The organism is Streptomyces sp. bgisy159 (assembly GCF_965341775.1).
Taxonomy (GTDB): Bacteria; Actinomycetota; Actinomycetes; order Streptomycetales; family Streptomycetaceae; genus Streptomyces.
This window is the reverse complement of sequence record NZ_CBDQZH010000017.1, coordinates 97,601-115,372: the sequence shown is the minus strand read 5'-3', so window position 1 is coordinate 115,372 and position 17,772 is coordinate 97,601. Positions and strand designations below refer to the sequence as shown.

At 73.2% G+C, this 17,772-nt stretch carries 16 protein-coding genes; 6 read left to right on the top strand and 10 right to left on the bottom strand.

Annotation, left to right across the window (positions count from 1 at the left end; translation table 11 throughout):
* Nucleotides 1–72 precede the first annotated feature (72 nt).
* Nucleotides 73–1,980, bottom strand: coding sequence for a molecular chaperone HtpG (gene htpG, locus ACSLTV_RS18670; protein WP_435612503.1), 1,908 nt, complete (start codon nt 1,978–1,980; stop codon nt 73–75).
* 174 nt (nt 1,981–2,154) lie between these two features.
* Between htpG and ACSLTV_RS18665 the strand changes: the two genes are divergently transcribed.
* The gene (locus ACSLTV_RS18665) at nt 2,155–2,886 is read left to right on the top strand and encodes a maleylpyruvate isomerase family mycothiol-dependent enzyme (protein ID WP_435612502.1); all 732 of its coding nucleotides are present in this window, start codon (nt 2,155–2,157) and stop codon (nt 2,884–2,886) included.
* Between the two features lie 27 nt (nt 2,887–2,913).
* Here the strand turns inward: ACSLTV_RS18665 and ACSLTV_RS18660 are convergent, their stop codons facing one another.
* Entirely contained in the window at nt 2,914–3,315 is a 402-nt protein-coding gene (locus tag ACSLTV_RS18660; RefSeq protein WP_435612501.1) for a MarR family winged helix-turn-helix transcriptional regulator, read from the bottom strand.
* 87 nt (nt 3,316–3,402) lie between these two features.
* On the opposite strand from ACSLTV_RS18660, the gene ACSLTV_RS18655 reads away from it, so the two are divergent.
* Nucleotides 3,403–4,893 carry an MFS transporter gene (locus tag ACSLTV_RS18655; RefSeq protein WP_435612500.1) on the top strand — a complete coding sequence of 497 codons (1,491 nt, stop codon included), beginning with the start codon at nt 3,403–3,405 and terminating at the stop codon, nt 4,891–4,893.
* A 71-nt stretch (nt 4,894–4,964) separates the two neighbouring features.
* Complete coding sequence (locus ACSLTV_RS18650) at nt 4,965–5,249, top strand: DUF6332 family protein (protein WP_432136183.1); 285 nt, start codon at nt 4,965–4,967, stop codon at nt 5,247–5,249.
* Here ACSLTV_RS18650 and ACSLTV_RS18645 read toward each other — a convergent pair.
* Together ACSLTV_RS18645 and ACSLTV_RS18640 are read right to left on the bottom strand one after the other, a co-directional pair.
* Nucleotides 5,210–5,875 carry a response regulator gene (locus ACSLTV_RS18645; protein WP_435612499.1) on the bottom strand — a complete coding sequence of 222 codons (666 nt, stop codon included), beginning with the start codon at nt 5,873–5,875 and terminating at the stop codon, nt 5,210–5,212. The two genes, ACSLTV_RS18650 and ACSLTV_RS18645, sit on opposite strands and share 40 nt — an antisense overlap.
* Nucleotides 5,872–7,122, bottom strand: coding sequence for a sensor histidine kinase (locus tag ACSLTV_RS18640; RefSeq protein ID WP_432158530.1), 1,251 nt, complete (start codon nt 7,120–7,122; stop codon nt 5,872–5,874). Before ACSLTV_RS18640 ends, ACSLTV_RS18645 begins: the two co-directional genes overlap by 4 nt.
* Nucleotides 7,123–7,315: 193 nt before the next feature.
* On the opposite strand from ACSLTV_RS18640, the gene ACSLTV_RS18635 reads away from it, so the two are divergent.
* Nucleotides 7,316–7,768, top strand: coding sequence for a nitroreductase family deazaflavin-dependent oxidoreductase (locus ACSLTV_RS18635; RefSeq protein ID WP_432136180.1), 453 nt, complete (start codon nt 7,316–7,318; stop codon nt 7,766–7,768).
* 10 nt (nt 7,769–7,778) lie between these two features.
* Here ACSLTV_RS18635 and ACSLTV_RS18630 read toward each other — a convergent pair whose 3' ends face one another.
* Complete coding sequence (locus ACSLTV_RS18630; RefSeq protein ID WP_432136179.1) at nt 7,779–9,017, bottom strand: geranylgeranyl reductase family protein; 1,239 nt, start codon at nt 9,015–9,017, stop codon at nt 7,779–7,781.
* A 192-nt stretch (nt 9,018–9,209) separates the two neighbouring features.
* On the opposite strand from ACSLTV_RS18630, the gene ACSLTV_RS18625 reads away from it, so the two are divergent.
* On the top strand, nt 9,210–10,565 hold the full coding sequence (locus ACSLTV_RS18625; RefSeq protein WP_435612498.1) for a dipeptidase: 1,356 nt from the start codon (nt 9,210–9,212) through the stop codon (nt 10,563–10,565).
* A gap of 187 nt (nt 10,566–10,752) precedes the next feature.
* On the opposite strand, the gene ACSLTV_RS18620 is transcribed toward ACSLTV_RS18625, so the two are convergent.
* The 3 genes from ACSLTV_RS18620 to ACSLTV_RS18610 form a co-directional block, all read right to left on the bottom strand.
* Complete coding sequence (locus tag ACSLTV_RS18620; RefSeq protein ID WP_432136177.1) at nt 10,753–11,796, bottom strand: NUDIX hydrolase; 1,044 nt, start codon at nt 11,794–11,796, stop codon at nt 10,753–10,755.
* A 142-nt stretch (nt 11,797–11,938) separates the two neighbouring features.
* Nucleotides 11,939–12,136 (bottom strand): hypothetical protein, encoded by a 198-nt coding sequence (locus ACSLTV_RS18615; protein WP_432136176.1) that lies wholly within the window; start codon nt 12,134–12,136, stop codon nt 11,939–11,941.
* A gap of 128 nt (nt 12,137–12,264) precedes the next feature.
* Nucleotides 12,265–13,227, bottom strand: coding sequence for an ROK family protein (locus tag ACSLTV_RS18610; protein WP_435612497.1), 963 nt, complete (start codon nt 13,225–13,227; stop codon nt 12,265–12,267).
* Between the two features lie 269 nt (nt 13,228–13,496).
* Between ACSLTV_RS18610 and ACSLTV_RS18605 the strand changes: the two genes are divergently transcribed.
* The gene (locus tag ACSLTV_RS18605) at nt 13,497–14,558 is read left to right on the top strand and encodes a LacI family DNA-binding transcriptional regulator (protein WP_432136174.1); all 1,062 of its coding nucleotides are present in this window, start codon (nt 13,497–13,499) and stop codon (nt 14,556–14,558) included.
* A gap of 59 nt (nt 14,559–14,617) precedes the next feature.
* On the opposite strand, the gene ACSLTV_RS18600 is transcribed toward ACSLTV_RS18605, so the two are convergent.
* Nucleotides 14,618–15,922 carry a DUF6986 family protein gene (locus tag ACSLTV_RS18600; protein ID WP_435612496.1) on the bottom strand — a complete coding sequence of 435 codons (1,305 nt, stop codon included), beginning with the start codon at nt 15,920–15,922 and terminating at the stop codon, nt 14,618–14,620.
* 846 nt (nt 15,923–16,768) lie between these two features.
* A complete protein-coding gene (locus tag ACSLTV_RS18595) occupies nt 16,769–17,731 on the bottom strand; it encodes an electron transfer flavoprotein subunit alpha/FixB family protein (RefSeq protein ID WP_432136172.1) in 963 nt (320 codons plus the stop codon).
* Nucleotides 17,732–17,772: the final 41 nt, after the last annotated feature.

Here is a 17,772-nt window from a genome sequence, read left to right as displayed (position 1 = left end):
GCCGACGTCGCCCGCCGCGGCACCGGGACCGCTCGTGGACGGGTGCCGTCGCCGACGGCACCCGTCGGGCTGTTACAGGTCCGCCTCCAGGCGCTCCGCCACCAGCTTCACGAAGCGGCCCGGGTCGGTGGGGCGGCCTCCCTCGGCGAGGACCGCGAGGTCGTGGAGGAGTTCGGCGGTGGGGGCGAGGTCCGTGTGGTCGTCGCGCTCCCGGTAGGCCTTGTTGAGGCCGCGCACCAAGCGGTGCTCGGGGTTGAGTTCGAGGATCCGCTTGGCGGTCGGCACCTCCTGGCCCATCGCGCGGTACATGCTCTCCAGCGCCGGGGTGAGGTCGTGGGCGTCGGAGACCACGCACGCGGGGGAGACGGTGAGCCGCGAGGACAGCCGTACGTCCTTGACCTCCTCGCCGAGCCGCTCCTTCATCCAGCCGAGCAGGTCCGCGTACTCCTCGTCGCGCTTCTCGCGTTCCGCGTCACCCTGCCCGTCGTTCTGCCCGCCGAGGTCGATCTCCCCCTTGGCGACCGATCGCAGCGGCTTGCCGTCGAACTCGCCGATCGCCTCGGCCCAGACCTCGTCGACGGGGTCGGTGAGCAGCAGGACCTCGATGCCCTTGGCCCGGAAGGCCTCCATGTGGGGGGAGTTCTCGATGCTCTGCCGGGACTCGCCGGTCATGTAGTAGACGGCGTCCTGGCCGTCCTCCATCCGCTCCACGTACTGCTGGAGGGTGGTCGGCTCGTCGTCAAAGCGGGTGCTGGCGAAGGACGCGACCGCGAGGAGCGCGTCGCGGTTGTCGGGGTCGGTGACCAGACCCTCCTTGAGCACGGCCCCGAACTCCCGCCAGAAGGCGGTGTACTTCTCGGTGTCGTTCGCCTTGAGGTCCTTCACCGTGGCGAGGACCTTCTTGGTCAGCCGGCGCTGGATCATCCGGATGTGCCGGTCCTGCTGGAGGATCTCGCGCGACACGTTGAGCGAGAGGTCCTGCGCGTCGACGACACCCTTGACGAACCGCAGGTAGGGCGGCATCAGCGCCTCGCAGTCGTCCATGATGAGCACGCGCTTGACGTACAGCTGCAGGCCGCGGCGGTAGCCCTGGGTGAACAGGTCGTGCGGGGCGTGCGCGGGGAGGAACAGCAGCGCCTGGTACTCGAAGGTGCCCTCCGCCTGCAGCCGGACGGTCTCCAGCGGTTCCCGCCAGTCGTGGCTGACGTGCTTGTACAGCTCGTGGTACTCGTCGTCGGACACCTCGTCGCGCGAGCGCGCCCACAGTGCCTTCATCGAGTTCAGCGTCTCGGGTCCGGGAGTCTCCTCCCCCTCGCCGGATTCCGGCGTCATCCTGATCGGCCAGGTGATGAAGTCGGAGTACCGCTTGACGATCTGCCGGATCGTCCAGGGGCTGGTGTAGTCGTGGAGCTGGTTCTCGGGGTCGGCCGGTTTCAGGTGGAGGGTGACGGACGTGCCCTGCGGGGCGTCCTCGACGCTCTCCAGGGTGTACGTGCCCTCGCCGCGCGAGGACCAGCGGGTGCCCTGGGCCTCGCCCGCCCTGCGGGTCACCAGGGTCATCTCGTCGGCCACCATGAAGCCCGAGTAGAAGCCGACGCCGAACTGGCCGATGAGTCCCTCGGCCCCGGCGGCGTCCTTGGCCTCCTTGGCCTCCTTGAGCTCCTGCAGGAACTGCGCGGTGCCGGAGTTGGCGATGGTGCCGATGAGCTTGCCGACCTCGTCGTACGACATCCCGATGCCGTTGTCCCGCACGGTGAGGGTGCGGGCCTCCTGGTCGGCCTCGATCGTGATGTGCAGGTCGGAGGTGTCGGCACCCAGCCCGTCGTCGCGCAGCGCGGCCAGGCGCAGCTTGTCCAGCGCGTCGGAGGCGTTGGAGATCAGCTCGCGCAGGAACACATCCTTGTTCGAGTAGACCGAGTGGATCATCAGCTGGAGCAGCTGACGGGCCTCTACCTGGAACTCAAACGTTTCGGTCGCCATGATTCGGATTTACCTCACAGGTCCCACAGTCGTCGGCTCTGCCAGAGGCAACTGTAAAACACCAAGTCAGCGGGGGTGCGCGATTCTTCCTTACCGAGCCGGCACGCGTGCCCGCGCTTCCACCCCCTGAGACCCGTCTCCCCTCGGGCCCGCCCTGTCCGGCAGACTCCACGCATGGAGACTGACGTGTACGTTCGTGTTCTCGACCGTGAGGGGCGGCTGCTGGCCGACGCCGCCGAACGGGCCGGGGCCGACGCCAAGATGCCGACCTGCCCCGACTGGCAGGTCAGGGATCTGCTGCGGCACACGGGCATGGTGCACCGGTGGGCGACCTCCTTCGTCGCCGAGCGCCGCACCGCGCCTTACGCCGCCGACGACCCGCCCGAGCTGGACGGCATCGAACTGCTGGACTGGTTCCGCGCGGGGCACGGCGCGCTCGTGGAGGCCCTCACCGCCGCGCCGACCGACACCGCGTGCTGGTCCTTCCTGCCGGCTCCGTCCCCGCTGGCCTTCTGGGCCCGGCGGCAGGCGCACGAGACGGCCGTGCACCGCGTCGACGCCCAGTCGGCGCTCGGCGAACTCGACGCCGTGGACAGCGCGTTCGCCGCCGACGGCATCGACGAGCTGCTGTGCGCCTTCCACGCCCGCCCCAAGAGCCGCGTCCGCAGCGAGACGCCCCGGGTGCTGCGGGTGCGGGCCACGGACACCGACGGCGCCGTGTGGACCGTGCGCCTGTCGCCGGAACCGCCGGTGACCGAGCGGACCGGCGCGGGGAAGGCCGACTGCGAAGTGGCGGGCCCCGCGGCCGAGTTGTACCTGGCGCTGTGGAACCGCGCGCCGTTTCCCGCGGTGACCGGTGACGCCTCCCTGGCCGAGCTGTGGCGTGAGACGTCCGGGATCACCTGAGGCTGAGCCGCCGGGGGCGGCCGAGGGTCAGCCCTCGGCCCGGGTCAGCATCCGCCCCAGCACCGCGCGCTGCACCGGCAGCACCTCGCCGTGCAGCGCGCGCCCCTTGGCAGTGAGGGCCACCCGTACCCCGCGCCGGTCCTCCGGACACATGCGTCGCTCGACCAGGCCGTCCTTCTCCAGGCGGGCCACGAGACGGGACAGGGCGCTCTGGCTGAGGTGGATGTCCTCGGCGATCTCCTGCACCCGGTAGCCGACACACGGGTCCTCGTCGTCGTCGGCGAGGACGTCGAGCACCTCGAAGTCGCTGGCACACAGCCCGTGCCCGCCGAGGGCCCGGTCGAGTTCGCACTGGGTGCGCGCGTGCAGCGCGAGCAAGTCCCGCCACTGCCGCACCAGCGCCTGCTGGTCGCCCTTCGTCGCCGCCATGCCGGGCACCGTAGCAGAGCACCGAGTTCATTGCACGCGAATTAAATGCACTTGCATTCGATGCACGCGCATGCAATTGTCCTCGGCATGACCTCTCCGCTCCCCTCCTCCGCGTCCCCCGCCCCGGCGGTCCGCTGGACCCCCCGGCTGTGGGGCACGCTGCTGGTGCTGTGCGCCGCGATGTTCCTCGACGCGCTGGACGTGTCGATGGTCGGCGTGGCCCTGCCCTCGATCGGCGCCGACCTCGACCTGTCCACCTCGACCCTGCAGTGGATCGTCAGCGGCTACATCCTCGGCTACGGCGGGCTGCTCCTGCTCGGCGGCCGGACCGCCGACCTGCTGGGCCGGCGCCGGGTCTTCCTGGTCGCCCTCGGCGTGTTCGCGCTCGCCTCGCTGCTCGGCGGACTGGTCGACTCGGGTCCGCTGCTGATCGCCAGCCGCTTCATCAAGGGGTTGAGCGCCGCCTTCACCGCCCCGGCCGGTCTGTCGATCATCACGACGACGTTCCCCGAGGGCCCGCTGCGCAACCGCGCCCTGTCCATCTACACCACCTGCGCGGCCACCGGCTTCTCCATGGGCCTGGTGCTCTCCGGCCTGCTCACCGAGGCCAGCTGGCGCCTGACGATGCTGCTGCCGGCCCCGATCGCGCTGCTCGCCCTGCTCGCGGGCCTGAAGCTGCTGCCGCACAGTGAGCGCGAGCGCGACCACAACGGCTACGACATCCCCGGCGCCGTCCTCGGCACCGCCTCCATGCTGCTGCTGGTCTTCACCGTCGTCCAGGCGCCGGAGGCAGGCTGGACGTCCGCACGGACCCTGCTGTCGTTCCTGGCGGTGGCCGTGCTGCTGACGGCGTTCGTGCTGGTGGAGCGGCGCTCGCCCGGTCCCCTGGTCCGGCTCGGCGTGCTGCGCTCGGGCCACCAGATCCGCGCCCAGCTCGGCGCCATGGCCTTCTTCGGCTCCTACGTCGGCTTCCAGTTCCTGGCCACCCTGTACATGCAGTCGCTGCTGGGCTGGTCCGCGCTGCACACCGCGCTGGCCTTCCTTCCGGCGGGCGCGCTGGTGGCGGTCTCCGCGACGAAGATGGGCGCGGTCGTCGACCGGTTCGGCACCCCGCGGCTGATCACCGTCGGCTTCGCGCTGATGGCCACCGGCTACCTGCTGTTCCTGCGGGTCGACCTCGACCCGGCGTACGCGGTGGTGATCCTGCCGTCGATGCTGCTGATCGGCGCGGCGTGCGCGTTGGTCTTCCCCTCGCTGAACATCCAGGCCACCAACGGGGTCGACGACCACGAGCAGGGCATGGTGTCCGGGCTGCTCAACACCTCGGTGCAGGTGGGCGGCGCGATCTTCCTCGCGGTGGTCACGGCGGTGGTGACCGCCCACGCCCCGGCCGACCCCACCCCGCAGGCCGTGCTGGACAGTTACCGCCCCGGGCTGACGGTGACGACGTTCATCGCCCTCGCCGGCCTGCTGATCTCCCTGACCGGCCTGCGCACCCGGCGCGCGCGGCCGTCGGTGGTGGTCGCCCGGTCCACGGTGCAGGAGGCGCACGCGGACCGGGTGCCGGTCCGCGACTGAGGGGGACGCCTCCGCGACGGTGCCCGGTGGGCTCTTGGCCCGCCGGGCACCGGTCTGTGAGACTGCGTCATATGACCGAGCAGACAGGACGACGCAGCCAGGCCGACCGTGACGCGATCACCGTGGAGATCGGGTACGCGCTGTGCAGCGCCGCGTTCGCCGCGGCGGTCGTCTTCGGCGCGGTCGCGGGACCGGCGTTGCTGTTCCGGCTTCCGCAGCCGGTCGAATGGCTGCTCCCGCGCGCCGGACTCGCCCTCGCGGCCCTGCTGTTCCCGGCCCGGGTGATCTCCGTACTGCTCCGGTTCCGGCCGGGTGCTCAGCCCAGCCAGCCCGGCCGCACCAACCCCGACTCGTAGGCCAGCACCACCAGTTGGGCCCGGTCCCGCACCCCCAGCTTGACCATCGTGCGGCTGACGTGGGTCTTCGCGGTGAGCGGGCTGACCACCAGCCGCCGGGCGATCTCCTCGTTCGACAGGCCGATGCCGACCAGCGCCATCACCTCCCGCTCCCGCTCGGTGAGCCGGGCCAGCTCCCCGGCGGCCGCCGGCTCCTTGGACCGGGCGGCGAACTCCGCGATCAGCCGCCGCGTCACGCCCGGGGACAGCAACGCGTCCCCGGCGACCACGGCCCGCACGGCGCGCAGCAGTTCGTCCGGTTCGGTGTCCTTCACCAGGAAGCCGGAGGCGCCCGCGCGGATCGCCTCGAAGACGTACTCGTCCAGTTCGAAGGTGGTCAGCACGACCACCCTCACCCCGGCCAGTTCCGGGTCCCCGGTGATCCGCCGGGTGGCGGCCAGCCCGTCGAGCAACGGCATACGGATGTCCATGAGGACGACGTCGGGCCGCTGCTCACGCGCCTGGCGCACCGCCTCCTGCCCGTCGGCGGCCTCGCCGGCCACCTCGATGTCGGGCTGCGCGGCCAGCAGCGCCCGGAACCCGGCCCGGACCAGGGACTGGTCGTCAGCGAGCAGTACCCGGATCACTGGTCCTCCCTGGACTTCCCGTTCAGCGGCAGTACGGCGAGCACGCGGAACCCGCCGTCCGGGCGCGGTCCCGCCTCGATCGTGCCACCCAGCGCGGCCGCCCGCTCCCGCATTCCCGCCAGCCCGTGGCCACTGCCCCCGGCGTCGGCGCCGGTCGCGGGCCCGTCGTCGTCGATCCTCAGCCGCACCTGCCGGCCCGCCCGGTCGACGCTCACCCGTGCGCGCCGGGAACCCGAGTGCCGGACGACATTGGTGAGGGCCTCCTGGACGATCCGGAAGGCGGCGAGGTCGGCGCCCGCGGGCAGCCGAGGCGCCGCCCCCTCCACCTCGACCGTCAGGCCGGCCCGCGCCGCCTGCTCCACCAGTTCGGGCAGCCGGTCCAGGCCGGGTGCGGGGGCGCGCGGGGCGTCACCGGGCGTACGGAGCGTGCCGAGCACCTGGCGCACGTCGCCGAGGGCCTCCTTGCTCGCGGACCTGATGGTGGTCAGGGCCGTGCGCGCCTGCTCGGGGTCGGAGTCGAGCAGGGCGAGGCCGACGCCGGCCTGGACGTTGATGACGGAGAGGCTATGCGCGAGGACGTCGTGCAGTTCGCGGGCGATGCGCAGCCGTTCCTCGTCCGCACGGCGGCGGGCGGCCTGGGCCCGCTCCGCGCGCTCGCGGGCCCACTGCTCGCGCCGGGTGCGGGCCAGCTCGGAGAGCGCCGCGATCACCACGACCCAGGTGGCGACCAGGAACTCCTGCCCGAGGGGCGCGGCCGTGTCCCCGGACGGCGGCAGCCACCGGTACAGCCACTGGGCGACCAGCACGTGAACGGCCCACAGCATGCCGACCGCCGACCAGGCGGCGGCGCGATGCCCGGCGACGACGGCGGAGAAGAAGGCCACGGCCACCGTGAGCAGGACGGGCCCGTACGGGTAGCCGGCGCCCAGGTAGAGCGCGGTGGCGGCGGCCGTGCCGAACAGCACGGCCACGGGCCGGCGCCGCCGCCACAGCAGCAGGGCGGCCGACACGAACAGCAGCACCCGCGCGAACGCGTCGAGCCCGGCCCGCTCCCCCGCCTGCGCGTGCGCCGCGAAGGCCGAGCCGACCAGCACGAAGACGGTGATCACCGCGGTGGACCGCCAGGGCAGGGGCGGGGTGCCGGTCCCTTCCGCGCGGTGGTGGGGCCCCGGCGGGCCGTACCGCCACGGCAGGCCGTGCCGCCGCGCCCCGCCGGGGTCGCCCGTGGGCGGCTGCTGTTCCTCCATGTCCGCCACGCTAGACGGCCCGCGCCGTGGCGGGCGTCAGCCGGGCGAGGTGATCACGCGTACTCCCCCGGAAGTACGGACGGCCGGAGCCGGTACCCTGCACACTGCTCTGCGGGGGACAGGTGATCCCCCGCACGCGATCACATCGGGTACCGGGAACCGGAGAACGGGGACCGGAGAACGGGGACACACCATGGCGTCATCGCCGTACTACCGCGAGGGCAGCGCGCTGACGGTTCGGTTCAACCGTCTGGTCGGCTGGCTGGCCCGGCACGGGGTGAGCATCGCCGGCTCGGCGGAGCTGTCGGTGCGGGGCCGCAAGAGCGGCCGGATGCAGCGGATCCCGGTCAACCCGCACACCTACCGGGACGCGCTGTACCTCGTGTCGGCGCGGGGCCACTCCCAGTGGGTGCGCAACATGCGCGCGGCCGGCGGCGGAGAGCTGCGGGTGGGCCGCAGGGTCCGGACGTTCACCGCGGTGGAGCTTCCCGACGAGGAGAAGCTCCCCCTGCTGCGGTCCTACCTGGAGAAGTGGGGCTGGGAGGTCAACCAGTACTTCCAGGGCGTCACGGCGAAGTCCTCCGACGAGGAGATCGGCGCGGCGGCCCCGGACCACCCGGTCTTCCGCATCACGATCGAGAAGTGACCCGCCCCGCTCACTCGGTCTCGTCGGCCGGGGCCGGCGCCGCCCGCCGGTCCAGCGCGTTCAGGGCGCGCTGGGCCAGCGGATGACTGCGGACCAGCTCTCCGAGCGAGGTGGCGCCCCGGGTGATGTCCGTGAACGCCCGCCAAGCAGGCCGGAAGCCGGTCAGGGCGGCGTGGAAGACCCCGGGGCGCCGCTCGAAGATCGCCAGCATCCGCTTGCCGACGGCCATCTCCACGCCCAGCCCCGCCTTGACGGCGAAGGCGTAGTTCAGCGCCTGGCGCCGGGTGTCCACCGCGTCGTGCGCCTCCGCGATGCGCACCGCCCACTCGCCGGCCAGCCGGCCCGAGCGCAGCGCGAAGGAGATGCCCTCCCGCGTCCACGGCTCCAGCAGCCCCGCGGCGTCCCCGCAGACCAGCACGCGCCCGCGGGAGAGCGGTGAGTCGTCGGCACGACAACGGGTCAGGTGCCCGGAGGAGAGGCTCGGTTCGAAGCCGGCGAGGCCGAGCCGGCCGATGAAGTCCTCCAGGTACCGCTTGGTCGCGGCGCCCTCGCCGCGACGCGAGATGACCCCGACCGTCAGCGTGTCGCCCTTGGGGAAGACCCAGCCGTAACTCCCTGGCATCGGGCCCCAGTCGATGAGGACCCGGCCCTTCCAGTCCTCGGCGACGGTCTCCGGCACCGGGATCTCCGCCTCCAGGCCGAGGTCCACCTGGTCCAGCTTGACGCCGACGTGCGCTCCTATGCGGCTGGCGCTGCCGTCGGCGCCGACCACCGCGCGGGCCAGCACCGTCTCGCCGCCCTGCAGGACGACCGCGACCGTGCGCCGGTCCGGCACCGCCGAGCCGTGCTGCTCCACCCGGGTCACGGTGACGCCCGTACGCAGCTCGGCGCCCGCCTTCTGGGCGTGCTCGACCAACTGCTGGTCGAACTCGGGGCGGTTGATCAGCCCGAAGAGCATCTGCCGGGAGCGGCGGGTGCGGGTGAAGCGGCCGTTGTGGGAGAAGGTGACGGCGCGCACCCGGTCCCGCAGGGGCAGTTCGAAGCCGGGCGGCAGGGAGTCGCGGGAAGGTCCGATGATGCCGCCGCCGCAGGTCTTGTAGCGGGGCAGCTCCGCCTTCTCCAGCACCAGTACGGTCCGCCCCGCGACCGCCGCCGCGTACGCGGCCGACGCTCCCGCGGGTCCCGCGCCCACCACGACGACGTCCCATACCTGCCGCACGTCGTCCGCCGAAGAGTTCTCGCTGCTCACGATGGTCTACTGCTCCCGATCCAGCCGCCTGCCGCTTCCGTCCCCCGCATCCTACGGCGGAGATCGCCGAGGTCCGCGTGGCAGGATCGACCGGGAGATGCCCGGGGCTCCGCCGGGCGCGTACCCTCGCACGGTCGCCCGCACACACGTGCGCGCGTGGAGTACAACGTCGCACCCACAAGGAGCGTGCCCATGTCGTCGAATCCGATCGCCGAGACCATCGCCTCGCTGATGCCCCGGGCCAAGGCGGAGCTCACCGAACTGGTGGCCTTCAAGTCGGTGGCGGACTTCGACCAGTTCCCGAGGAGCGAGAGCGAGGCGGCCGCCCGCTGGATCACGGACGCGCTGACCGCCGAGGGCTTCGAGGACGTCGCACTGCTCGACACGCCGGACGGCACCCAGTCGGTCTACGGCTGCCTGCCCGGCCCGGCGGGCGCGCGCACCGTGCTGCTGTACGCGCACTACGACGTACAGCCGCCGCTGGACGAGTCCGGCTGGACCACGCCGCCGTTCGAGCTGACCGAGCGCGACGGCCGCTGGTACGGGCGCGGCACCGCCGACTGCAAGGGCGGTCTGATCATGCACCTGCTCGCACTGCGCGCCCTGAAGGCGAACGGCGGTGTCCCGGTGCACGTCAAGGTGATCGTCGAAGGCTCGGAGGAGCAGGGCACGGGCGGCCTGGAGCGGTACGCCGAGGCGCACCCGGAGCTGCTGGCCGCCGACACCGTCGTGATCGGCGACGCGGGTAACTTCCGGGTCGGTCTGCCCACGGTGACCTCCACGCTGCGCGGCATGACCATGGTCCGGGTCCAGGTCGACACGCTGGCGGGCAATCTGCACTCGGGACAGTTCGGAGGGGCCGCGCCGGACGCGCTGGCCGCGCTGATCCGCGTACTGGACTCGCTGCGCGCGGAGGACGGCTCGACGACGGTCGACGGCCTGGGGCCGACGGCGTCCTGGGAGGGTCTGCAGTACGACGAGGAGCAGTTCCGCGCGGACGCCAAGGTGCTCGACGGGGTCGGCCTGACCGGCTCCGGCACGGTCGCCGACCGGATCTGGGCCCGGCCGGCGGTGACGGTCCTCGGCATCGACTGCCCGCCGGTGGTGGGGGCCACGCCGTCCGTGCAGGCGAGCGCCCGCGCGCTGATCAGCCTGCGGGTGCCGCCGGGTGTGGACGCGGCGGAGGCCGCCAAGCTCCTCCAGGCGCACGTGGAGGCGCACACGCCGTGGAACGCGCGCGTGCGCACCGAGCAGGTCGGCCAGGGTCAGCCGTTCAGCGCGGACACCGACAGCCCGGCGTACGCGGCGATGGCCGACGCGATGGCGGTCGCCTACCCGGGCCAGGAGATGCAGTACGCCGGCCAGGGCGGCTCCATCCCGCTCTGCAACACGCTGGCCGCCCTCTACCCGCAGGCGGAGATCCTCCTCATCGGCCTCAGCGAGCCCGAGGCCCAGATCCACGCGGTCAACGAGAGCGTGTCCCCCGACGAGCTGGAGCGCCTGTCGGTGGCGGAGGCCCTGTTCCTGCGCAACTACGCGGCGAGCTGACGGCTCTCACCGCACCCGGCACGGGTTCCCGGCAGCCGCCCGCGCCGGGAACCGCACCGCACCGTCACCCGCAGCGTCCAGGGCCCGCCGCATCGCGCACTCGGCCGTCGCCGCCCTCGTCACCCGGGTCTCGCAGGGCCGCTCCACGGCTTTCCGGCAGCGTCCTCGGGCGGCCGGCCGGAGGGCCTCAGCCGAGGGGGACGCCCGCCTCCAGGTAGAGGGCCGCGCCGCGTTCGCGGGCGCGCAGGGCCCAGCGAAGGCGTTCGTGGCGGACGGGGGGCAGCAGGTCGGCCGCCTCCGCCTCGGTGACGAAGCGCCAGGCGCGCAGTTCGGGGCCGGGCAGCAACAGGCCCTCCACCGCCTCCGGTTCGAGCCGGCCGCCGTCGAAGAGGAGGCGCAGGCCGCCGTAGCCGGGGGGCCGGGGCGGCTCCCAGTCGACCACGAGGAGCCGGGGCACCTCGTCGAGCCGGATGCCGGTCTCCTCCTCGACCTCGCGCATTCCGGCGCGGGCCGGCGCCTCCCCCGGTTCGACGACGCCGCCGGGAAACTCCCAGCCGGGCTTGTAGGTGGGATCGACCAGCAGCACCCGCCCCCGCTCGTCGAAGAGCAGCACCCCTGCGGCCAGCGTCTCCGCCGTGGGCTCGGGGGTCTGCACGATGTCGCTGACGCGCGCGGTGCCGGTACTGACCGCCTGCGCGATCCGGGTGGCGGCCTCGCGCGGGGTGAGCGCGCCGGTGTCCACGAGATGTGCGTCGGCGGCCAGCCAGGAACCCAGCGCCGCCCGGTACGGCTCGATGTGGTCGTAGGCCCACTGCCGGACCCGCATGTCTCCGTCGGGCAGGTCCGGCGGCACCTCGCGCCCGGCGATCCGGGCGCGCAGGATCGTTTCCGCCGGGGCCAGGAGCACATGCCGCACGGGTATTCGGCGGGCCGCGAGACCGCCGAAGATCTCGTCGCGGTACTCCTGGCGCAGCAGGGTCATGGGGACGACGAGGGTGCCGCCGACCTCGGCGATAAGCGCGGCCGCCGTGTCGATCACGAGGCGGCGCCAGATCGGGAGGTCCTGGAAGTCGCCCACCTCGGCGAGGTGTTTGGCCGGCAGCAGGTGCGCGAGCCCCGCTCCGATGACCTCGGGGTCGAAGAGCGTGCTGTTCGGGATCAGGTCGATCAGTTCCCGTGCGGTGGTCGTCTTCCCCGCACCGAACGCGCCGTTGATCCAGACGACGGTCACTTTTCCCCCTCTTCTGTTGGCCCCCTGAGGCTTGCCCGCTCCACCCTGCCACGGAAACCAGTTCCGGGAGACGACCCCCGAGAGCGAGCCACCGGAGACCCTACTGACGGGCGCCGGTGGCTCGCGACGGGCAGGGCCCGGTTCAGTCGGTCCGGACCGGCCCGCCCTCGTCCATGGCCAGGCTGTCGCTGGCGAGGGTGTGGTCGACGGCGCTGAGGGTGTCGTCCACGTTCAGGTCGCCGAGCATCGTGTCGTGTTCCAGCCCGTGGCTCGGGGTGATGGCCGCGACGACGAACCCGGTGGCGAGGGAGGCGATGGCCAGCATGCTGCGCTTCTTCATGCCGGGCTCAACTGCCCGGCGCCGCAGAGGTCACGGTGGTCCGACGAAGGGACGCGGGCCGGTGCGCCGTACGGCCGCGCCGTTCGGCGCACCGGCCCGCGCGCGGAGGTGCGGACGGCCCGGCGCTTTCAGGCGGTCACGGCAGGACCGCCTGAACGTTCCTGCGCACGCGCCAGTGCCGCCGCGGCCGCCCCGACCAGCCCCGCGTCCGTGCCCATCTGTGCCGGCACCACGCTCAGCCCCCGCACGAACGACAGCGTCGCGTAGTGCTCCAACGCCTCGCGCAACGGCGCGAACAGCACTTCACCCGCCTTGCCCACTCCCCCGCCGATCACCGCGACGTCGATCTCGACCAGGCTGGCGGTCGCCGCGATGCCCGCGGCCAGCGCCTGCGCGGCCCGCCGGAAGGAGGCCACGGCCACCGGGTCACCGGCCCGCGCGGCGGCGGCCACGGCGGCGGCGGAGACGTCGCCGTCGGCCCCCGGCCGCCAGCCGTCCGCCAGGGCGCGCCGGGCGATGTTGGGTCCGCTGGCGATGCGCTCGACGCAGCCCCTTCCCCCGCACGGGCAGGATGCGCCGTCGAGGTCCACGCTGATGTGACCGATGTGCCCGGCGTTGCCGGTGGGGCCGGGGTGCAGCCGGCCGTCGAGCACCAGTCCGCCGCCGACACCGGTCGACACCACCATGCACAGTGCGTTGTCGTGCCCGCGCGCGGCGCCCTGCCAGTGTTCGGCCGCCGTGATCGCCACGCCGTCGCCGATCAGTTCCACGGGCAGCCCACCGGTCACCGCCCGGACCCGTTCGACGAGCGGATAGGAGCGCCAGCCTGGGATGTTCACCGGGCTGACGGTGCCCGCGGACGCGTCCACGGGACCGGCGCTGCCGATGCCGAGCGCGCTCACGCGGTTCCACGGCGGCGACGCGGTCAGGCCGCCGAGCACCTCCTCGACGGCCCGCATGACGGTCTCGCCGCCCTCCCGGGCGGGCGTCGGGCGCTGCGTGCGGACCAGGATCGCGCCGTCGCCGTCCACCAGCGCTCCGGCGATCTTGGTGCCACCTATGTCGAGCGCGGCCACGAGGTCGGTGTACATGAGTCTGGGATCTCCCCGTCGACGTCAACCGGAAAATGGGCTGGCCGGTCCAGCGGTGGGGGACGTGGGCCGGAGATTGCGGTGGACAGTCTCCCCCGCATCTGACAACGTTGTCCAGGGCCTATGCTCGACGCCACATCCTCATACAAGGCAAGGGACTCACGCATCCTCGCGGGCGGCAGACCTGCGGGGAGCCGTCCGGGACGGTCGCGGAACGCGGCCGGCGCGGTCCGTGCGTCCCCGTGGACGACAGGACAGGACACCGCATCGTGCCCGAGACGCCCCGCCGTGCAACCCGTGTCGCCGACCGTGTCTCGGTGACCCGTTACGGCAACCGTCCCACCATGAAGGACGTGGCCGCCCGCGCCGGAGTCGGTCTGAAGACCGTCTCCCGGGTCGTCAACGGCGAGCCGGGCGTCACGCCGGAGACCGAGCGGCGCGTGCAGGAGGCCATCGACGCGCTGGGGTTCCGCCGCAACGACAGCGCGCGGGTACTGCGCAAGGGCCGTACGGCGAGCATAGGCCTGGTCCTGGAGGACCTCGCCGACCCGTTCTACGGCCCGCTCAGCCGCGCGGTCGAGGAGGTGGCCCGCGCCCACGGAGCGCTGCTGATCAACGGTTCCAGCGCCGAGGACCCCGACCGGGAGCAGGAACTGGCGCTGGCGCTGTGCGCGCGGCGGGTGGACGGACTGGTGGTCATCCCGGCCGGCGACGACCACCGCTACCTCGAACCGGAGATCCGCGCGGGAGTGGCGACCGTGTTCGTGGACCGGCCGGCCGGCCGGATCGACGCCGACTGCGTCCTGTCCGACAACTACGGCGGGGCCCGCGAGGGAGTCGCCCACCTCGTCGCGCACGGCCACCGGCGGATCGGCTTCATCGGCGACATGCCCCGCATCCACACCGCCGCCGAGCGGCTGCGCGGTTATCGGGCCGCTCTGGAGGACGCGGGTATCACCGTCCGGGACGCCTGGATGTCCCTCGGCGCCACCGATCCCGCGCGGGTGCGGCGGGCGACCGAGGAGATGCTGGCGGGGCCCGAGCCTGTCACCGCGGTCTTCGCGGGCAACAACCGGGTGACGGTCACCGTGATCCGGGTGCTCGCCGAGCGGCCCCGCCCGGTCGCCCTCGTCGGCTTCGACGACCTGGAGCTCGCCGATCTGCTGCAGCCCGGGGTCACGGTCGTCGCCCAGGACGCGGCGGCGCTCGGTCGGACAGCCGCCGAGCGGCTCTTCCGGCAGCTGGACGGCGCCCTGACGGTGCCGGAGCGCATCGAGCTGCCCACCCGGCTGATCGAGCGCGGTTCGGGCGAACTGCCGCCGGCCGACTGAGCGGCCCCCGTGGGCTCGCGAGGGGCCTCGTGCGCGCCCGCCGCCGACCGGTTCGCCGCCTACGGCGCCGAAGCCGTGAGATCACCGCGCCGGGGCGCCGCGAAGGACTCCAGGGCGGCCCGGCTCAACCCCGTCGCGGCCGACACCTCACCCGCGTCGAGCGCACCGCAGTCCAAGCCGCGCAGGAGGTAGCCGCTGAGCGCCTTGGCGGTGGCGGGCTCGTCCATGACGTCGCCGCCGGTCCGGCCGGCGTAGCGGGCGAGGCGGGCCGCGGCGGCGGCGAAGCCCTCGCGGTAGAAGGCGAAGACGGCCGCGTAGCGGGTCGGCAGGTGGCCGGGATGCATGTCCCAGCCCTGGTAGTAGGCGCGGGCGAGCGCGCGCCGGGTGAGGCCGTAGTGCAGCCGCCAGGCGTCATGGACCTTCTCCGTCGTCCCCACCGGGAGGACGTTGGTGGAGCCGTCGCACACGCGGACGCCGGTACCGGCGGCGGCGACCTGCATGACCGCCTTGGCGTGGTCGGCGGCGGGGTGGTCGCCGGCCTGGTGGGCGGCGGAGACGCCGAGGCAGGCGCTGTAGTCGAAGGTTCCGTAGTGCAGGCCGGTGGCCCGGCCCTCGGCGGCCTGGATCATGCGGGCCACGGTAGCGGTGCCGTCGGCGGCGAGGATGGCCTGGCTGGTCTCGATCTGGATCTCGAAGCCGAGGCGCCCCGGGGTGAGCCCGTGCGCCTTCTCGAACGCCTCCAGCAGCCGCACCAGGGCGGTGATCTGCTCGGGGTAGGTGACCTTGGGCAGCGTGAGCACCAGCCCGGCGGGCAGGTCGCCTGCCTTGGCCAGGCCGGTGAGGAAGATGTCGAGGGTGCGGATGCCCCGCTCGCGGACGGCGGCCTCCAGGCACTTCATGCGGATGCCCATGTACGGCGCCGCCGTACCCTCGGCGTACGCCTCGGCGACCAGGCGGGCCGCGCGGGCGGCGGCCTCGTCCTCCTCGGCGTCCGGGCGCGGCCCGTAGCCGTCCTCGAAGTCGACGCGCAGGTCTTCGACGGGTTCCCGCTCCAGCTTGGCGCGCACGCGCGTGTAGACGGGTTCGGCGAGGTCGTCGGGGAGGCCCAGGACGGCGGCGAAGGCGGCGGCGTCCGGGGCGTGCTCGTCGAGGGCGGCGAGCGCCCGGTCGCCCCACGCACGGAGGGTGCCGGCATCGAAGAGGTCGCCGGGCACGTACACCGTGTGGACCGGCTGGCGGGTGCCCGGGTCGCCGGGGTAGCGACGCTCCAGTTCGGCGTCGACCGGCGCGAGGGAGGCGCTGATCTCCTGCCTGACGGCGTCCGCGAGGCTCGTCGCCACCGTCTCCTGCTGGCCCTGACCCATCCCAACACCCTCTCTTTTCCGTATTACGGAATCAACAATCCGCATAATGAAGCTAGCGGTGGATCTTCTCATGGGTCAACACCCAGCGGCCTCCCTTTCGCTCGCCATCCGCTCCCCCTCATCCTGACTCGGGTGTGGACGGAGCACACCGGACGGACGGCAGCGGGCCGAGGCGTCGCCCGGGAGGGCGCACCGTGCTCGCAGGCAGCCGTCACGCTCCCGCTGCTCACCTCCTCGCGTGCTTCCGGCGTCGCCCCTTCCCGGCGGCGCCCCCGGCCGGACCGGCCGTTGTTGGAGGTCAGCTCCGCGGGTTCCCCGGTTCGAGTTACCTGGGGCGCGGCCGTGCCGCGGGTGGTCGCCTGGGTGCGGTTCCGGGAGCGGCTCGGCGGTGGGCGGCGGGTCTGCGCCTTCGCCCGCGCCTCGACCACGCGCGCGTGCGGAGGCGCCGATCGCCCGGCGCGTGCCGCGCATCACCCGCTCAGGACCACTGGCGGTGAACGGCGGCTTCGGCGCACCCCCGCCCGCGGGGGGCGGGGTCCACGGCACCCTCCCGGGCGCCGGTCTCACCGACGCCCGGCCCGCTGCCGGGCGTCGCGGGTCGTCGTACGGCGCCTTCCACGGGTTCCGACCGCCGATGCCGGCCGGAAAGCGGAGCGCGACTGGATCCTCACGACACCCGACGTGACGGTGGCGCGGATCTCGTGGACACCTACGGATGGGGCGTGCAGGCGCCCAGCGACCATTCCCGGTGCGGGCGTCGCTGCGCCTGGGACGAGCCGAGGCCCCCGCGACCGGAGCGGTCGCGGGGGCCTCGTGCAGCCGGTGGCCGGCAGAGGAACCGGATGGTCAGCCCTTGCGGGTCTTGATCTCCTCGGTCAGCTGCGGGACGACGTCGAACAGGTCGCCGACGACGCCGTAGTCGACCAGGTCGAAGATCGGGGCCTCGGGGTCCTTGTTGACCGCCACGATCGTCTTCGAGGTCTGCATGCCGGCCCGGTGCTGGATGGCGCCGGAGATGCCGTTGGCGATGTAGAGCTGCGGCGAGACCGACTTGCCGGTCTGGCCGACCTGGTTGGTGTGCGGGTACCAGCCGGCGTCCACCGCGGCACGGGAGGCGCCGACGGCCGCGCCGAGGGAGTCGGCGAGCGCCTCGACGATCGCGAAGTTCTCGGCGCCGTTGACACCGCGGCCACCGGAGACCACGATCGCGGCCTCGGTCAGCTCCGGACGGCCGGTCGACTCACGCGGCGTACGGCCGGTGACCTTGGTGCCGGTGGCCTTGTCGGAGAAGGTCACGTCCAGGGCCTCGACGGCACCGGCGGCCGGGGCGGCCTCGACGGCGGCGCTGTTCGGCTTGACGGTGATGACCGGGGTGCCCGTGGTGACGCGGGACTTGGTGGTGAAGGACGCGGCGAACACCGACTGGGTGGCCACCGGGCCCTCGTCGCCGGCCTCCAGGTCGACGGCGTCGGTGATGATGCCGGAGCCGATGCGCAGCGCCAGCCGGGCGGCGATCTCCTTGCCCTCGGCGGAGGAGGAGACCAGCACGGCGGCCGGGGACACGGACGCGTAGGCGGCCTGCAGGGCGTCCACCTTCGGCACGACCAGGTAGTCGGCGTACTCGGCGGCGTCGTGGGTGAGGACCTTCACCGCGCCGTGCTCGGCGAGCGTTGCGGCGGTGTCCGCGGCGCCGTTGCCGAGCGCCACGGCGACCGGCTCGCCGAGGCGGCGGGCCAGGGTCAGCAGCTCCAGGGTGGGCTTGCGGACGGCACCGTCCACGTGGTCGACGTAGACGAGGACTTCAGCCATGGGACTTCTTCTCTCCTGCTTGCGGAAGTTGAGGGGCGGTC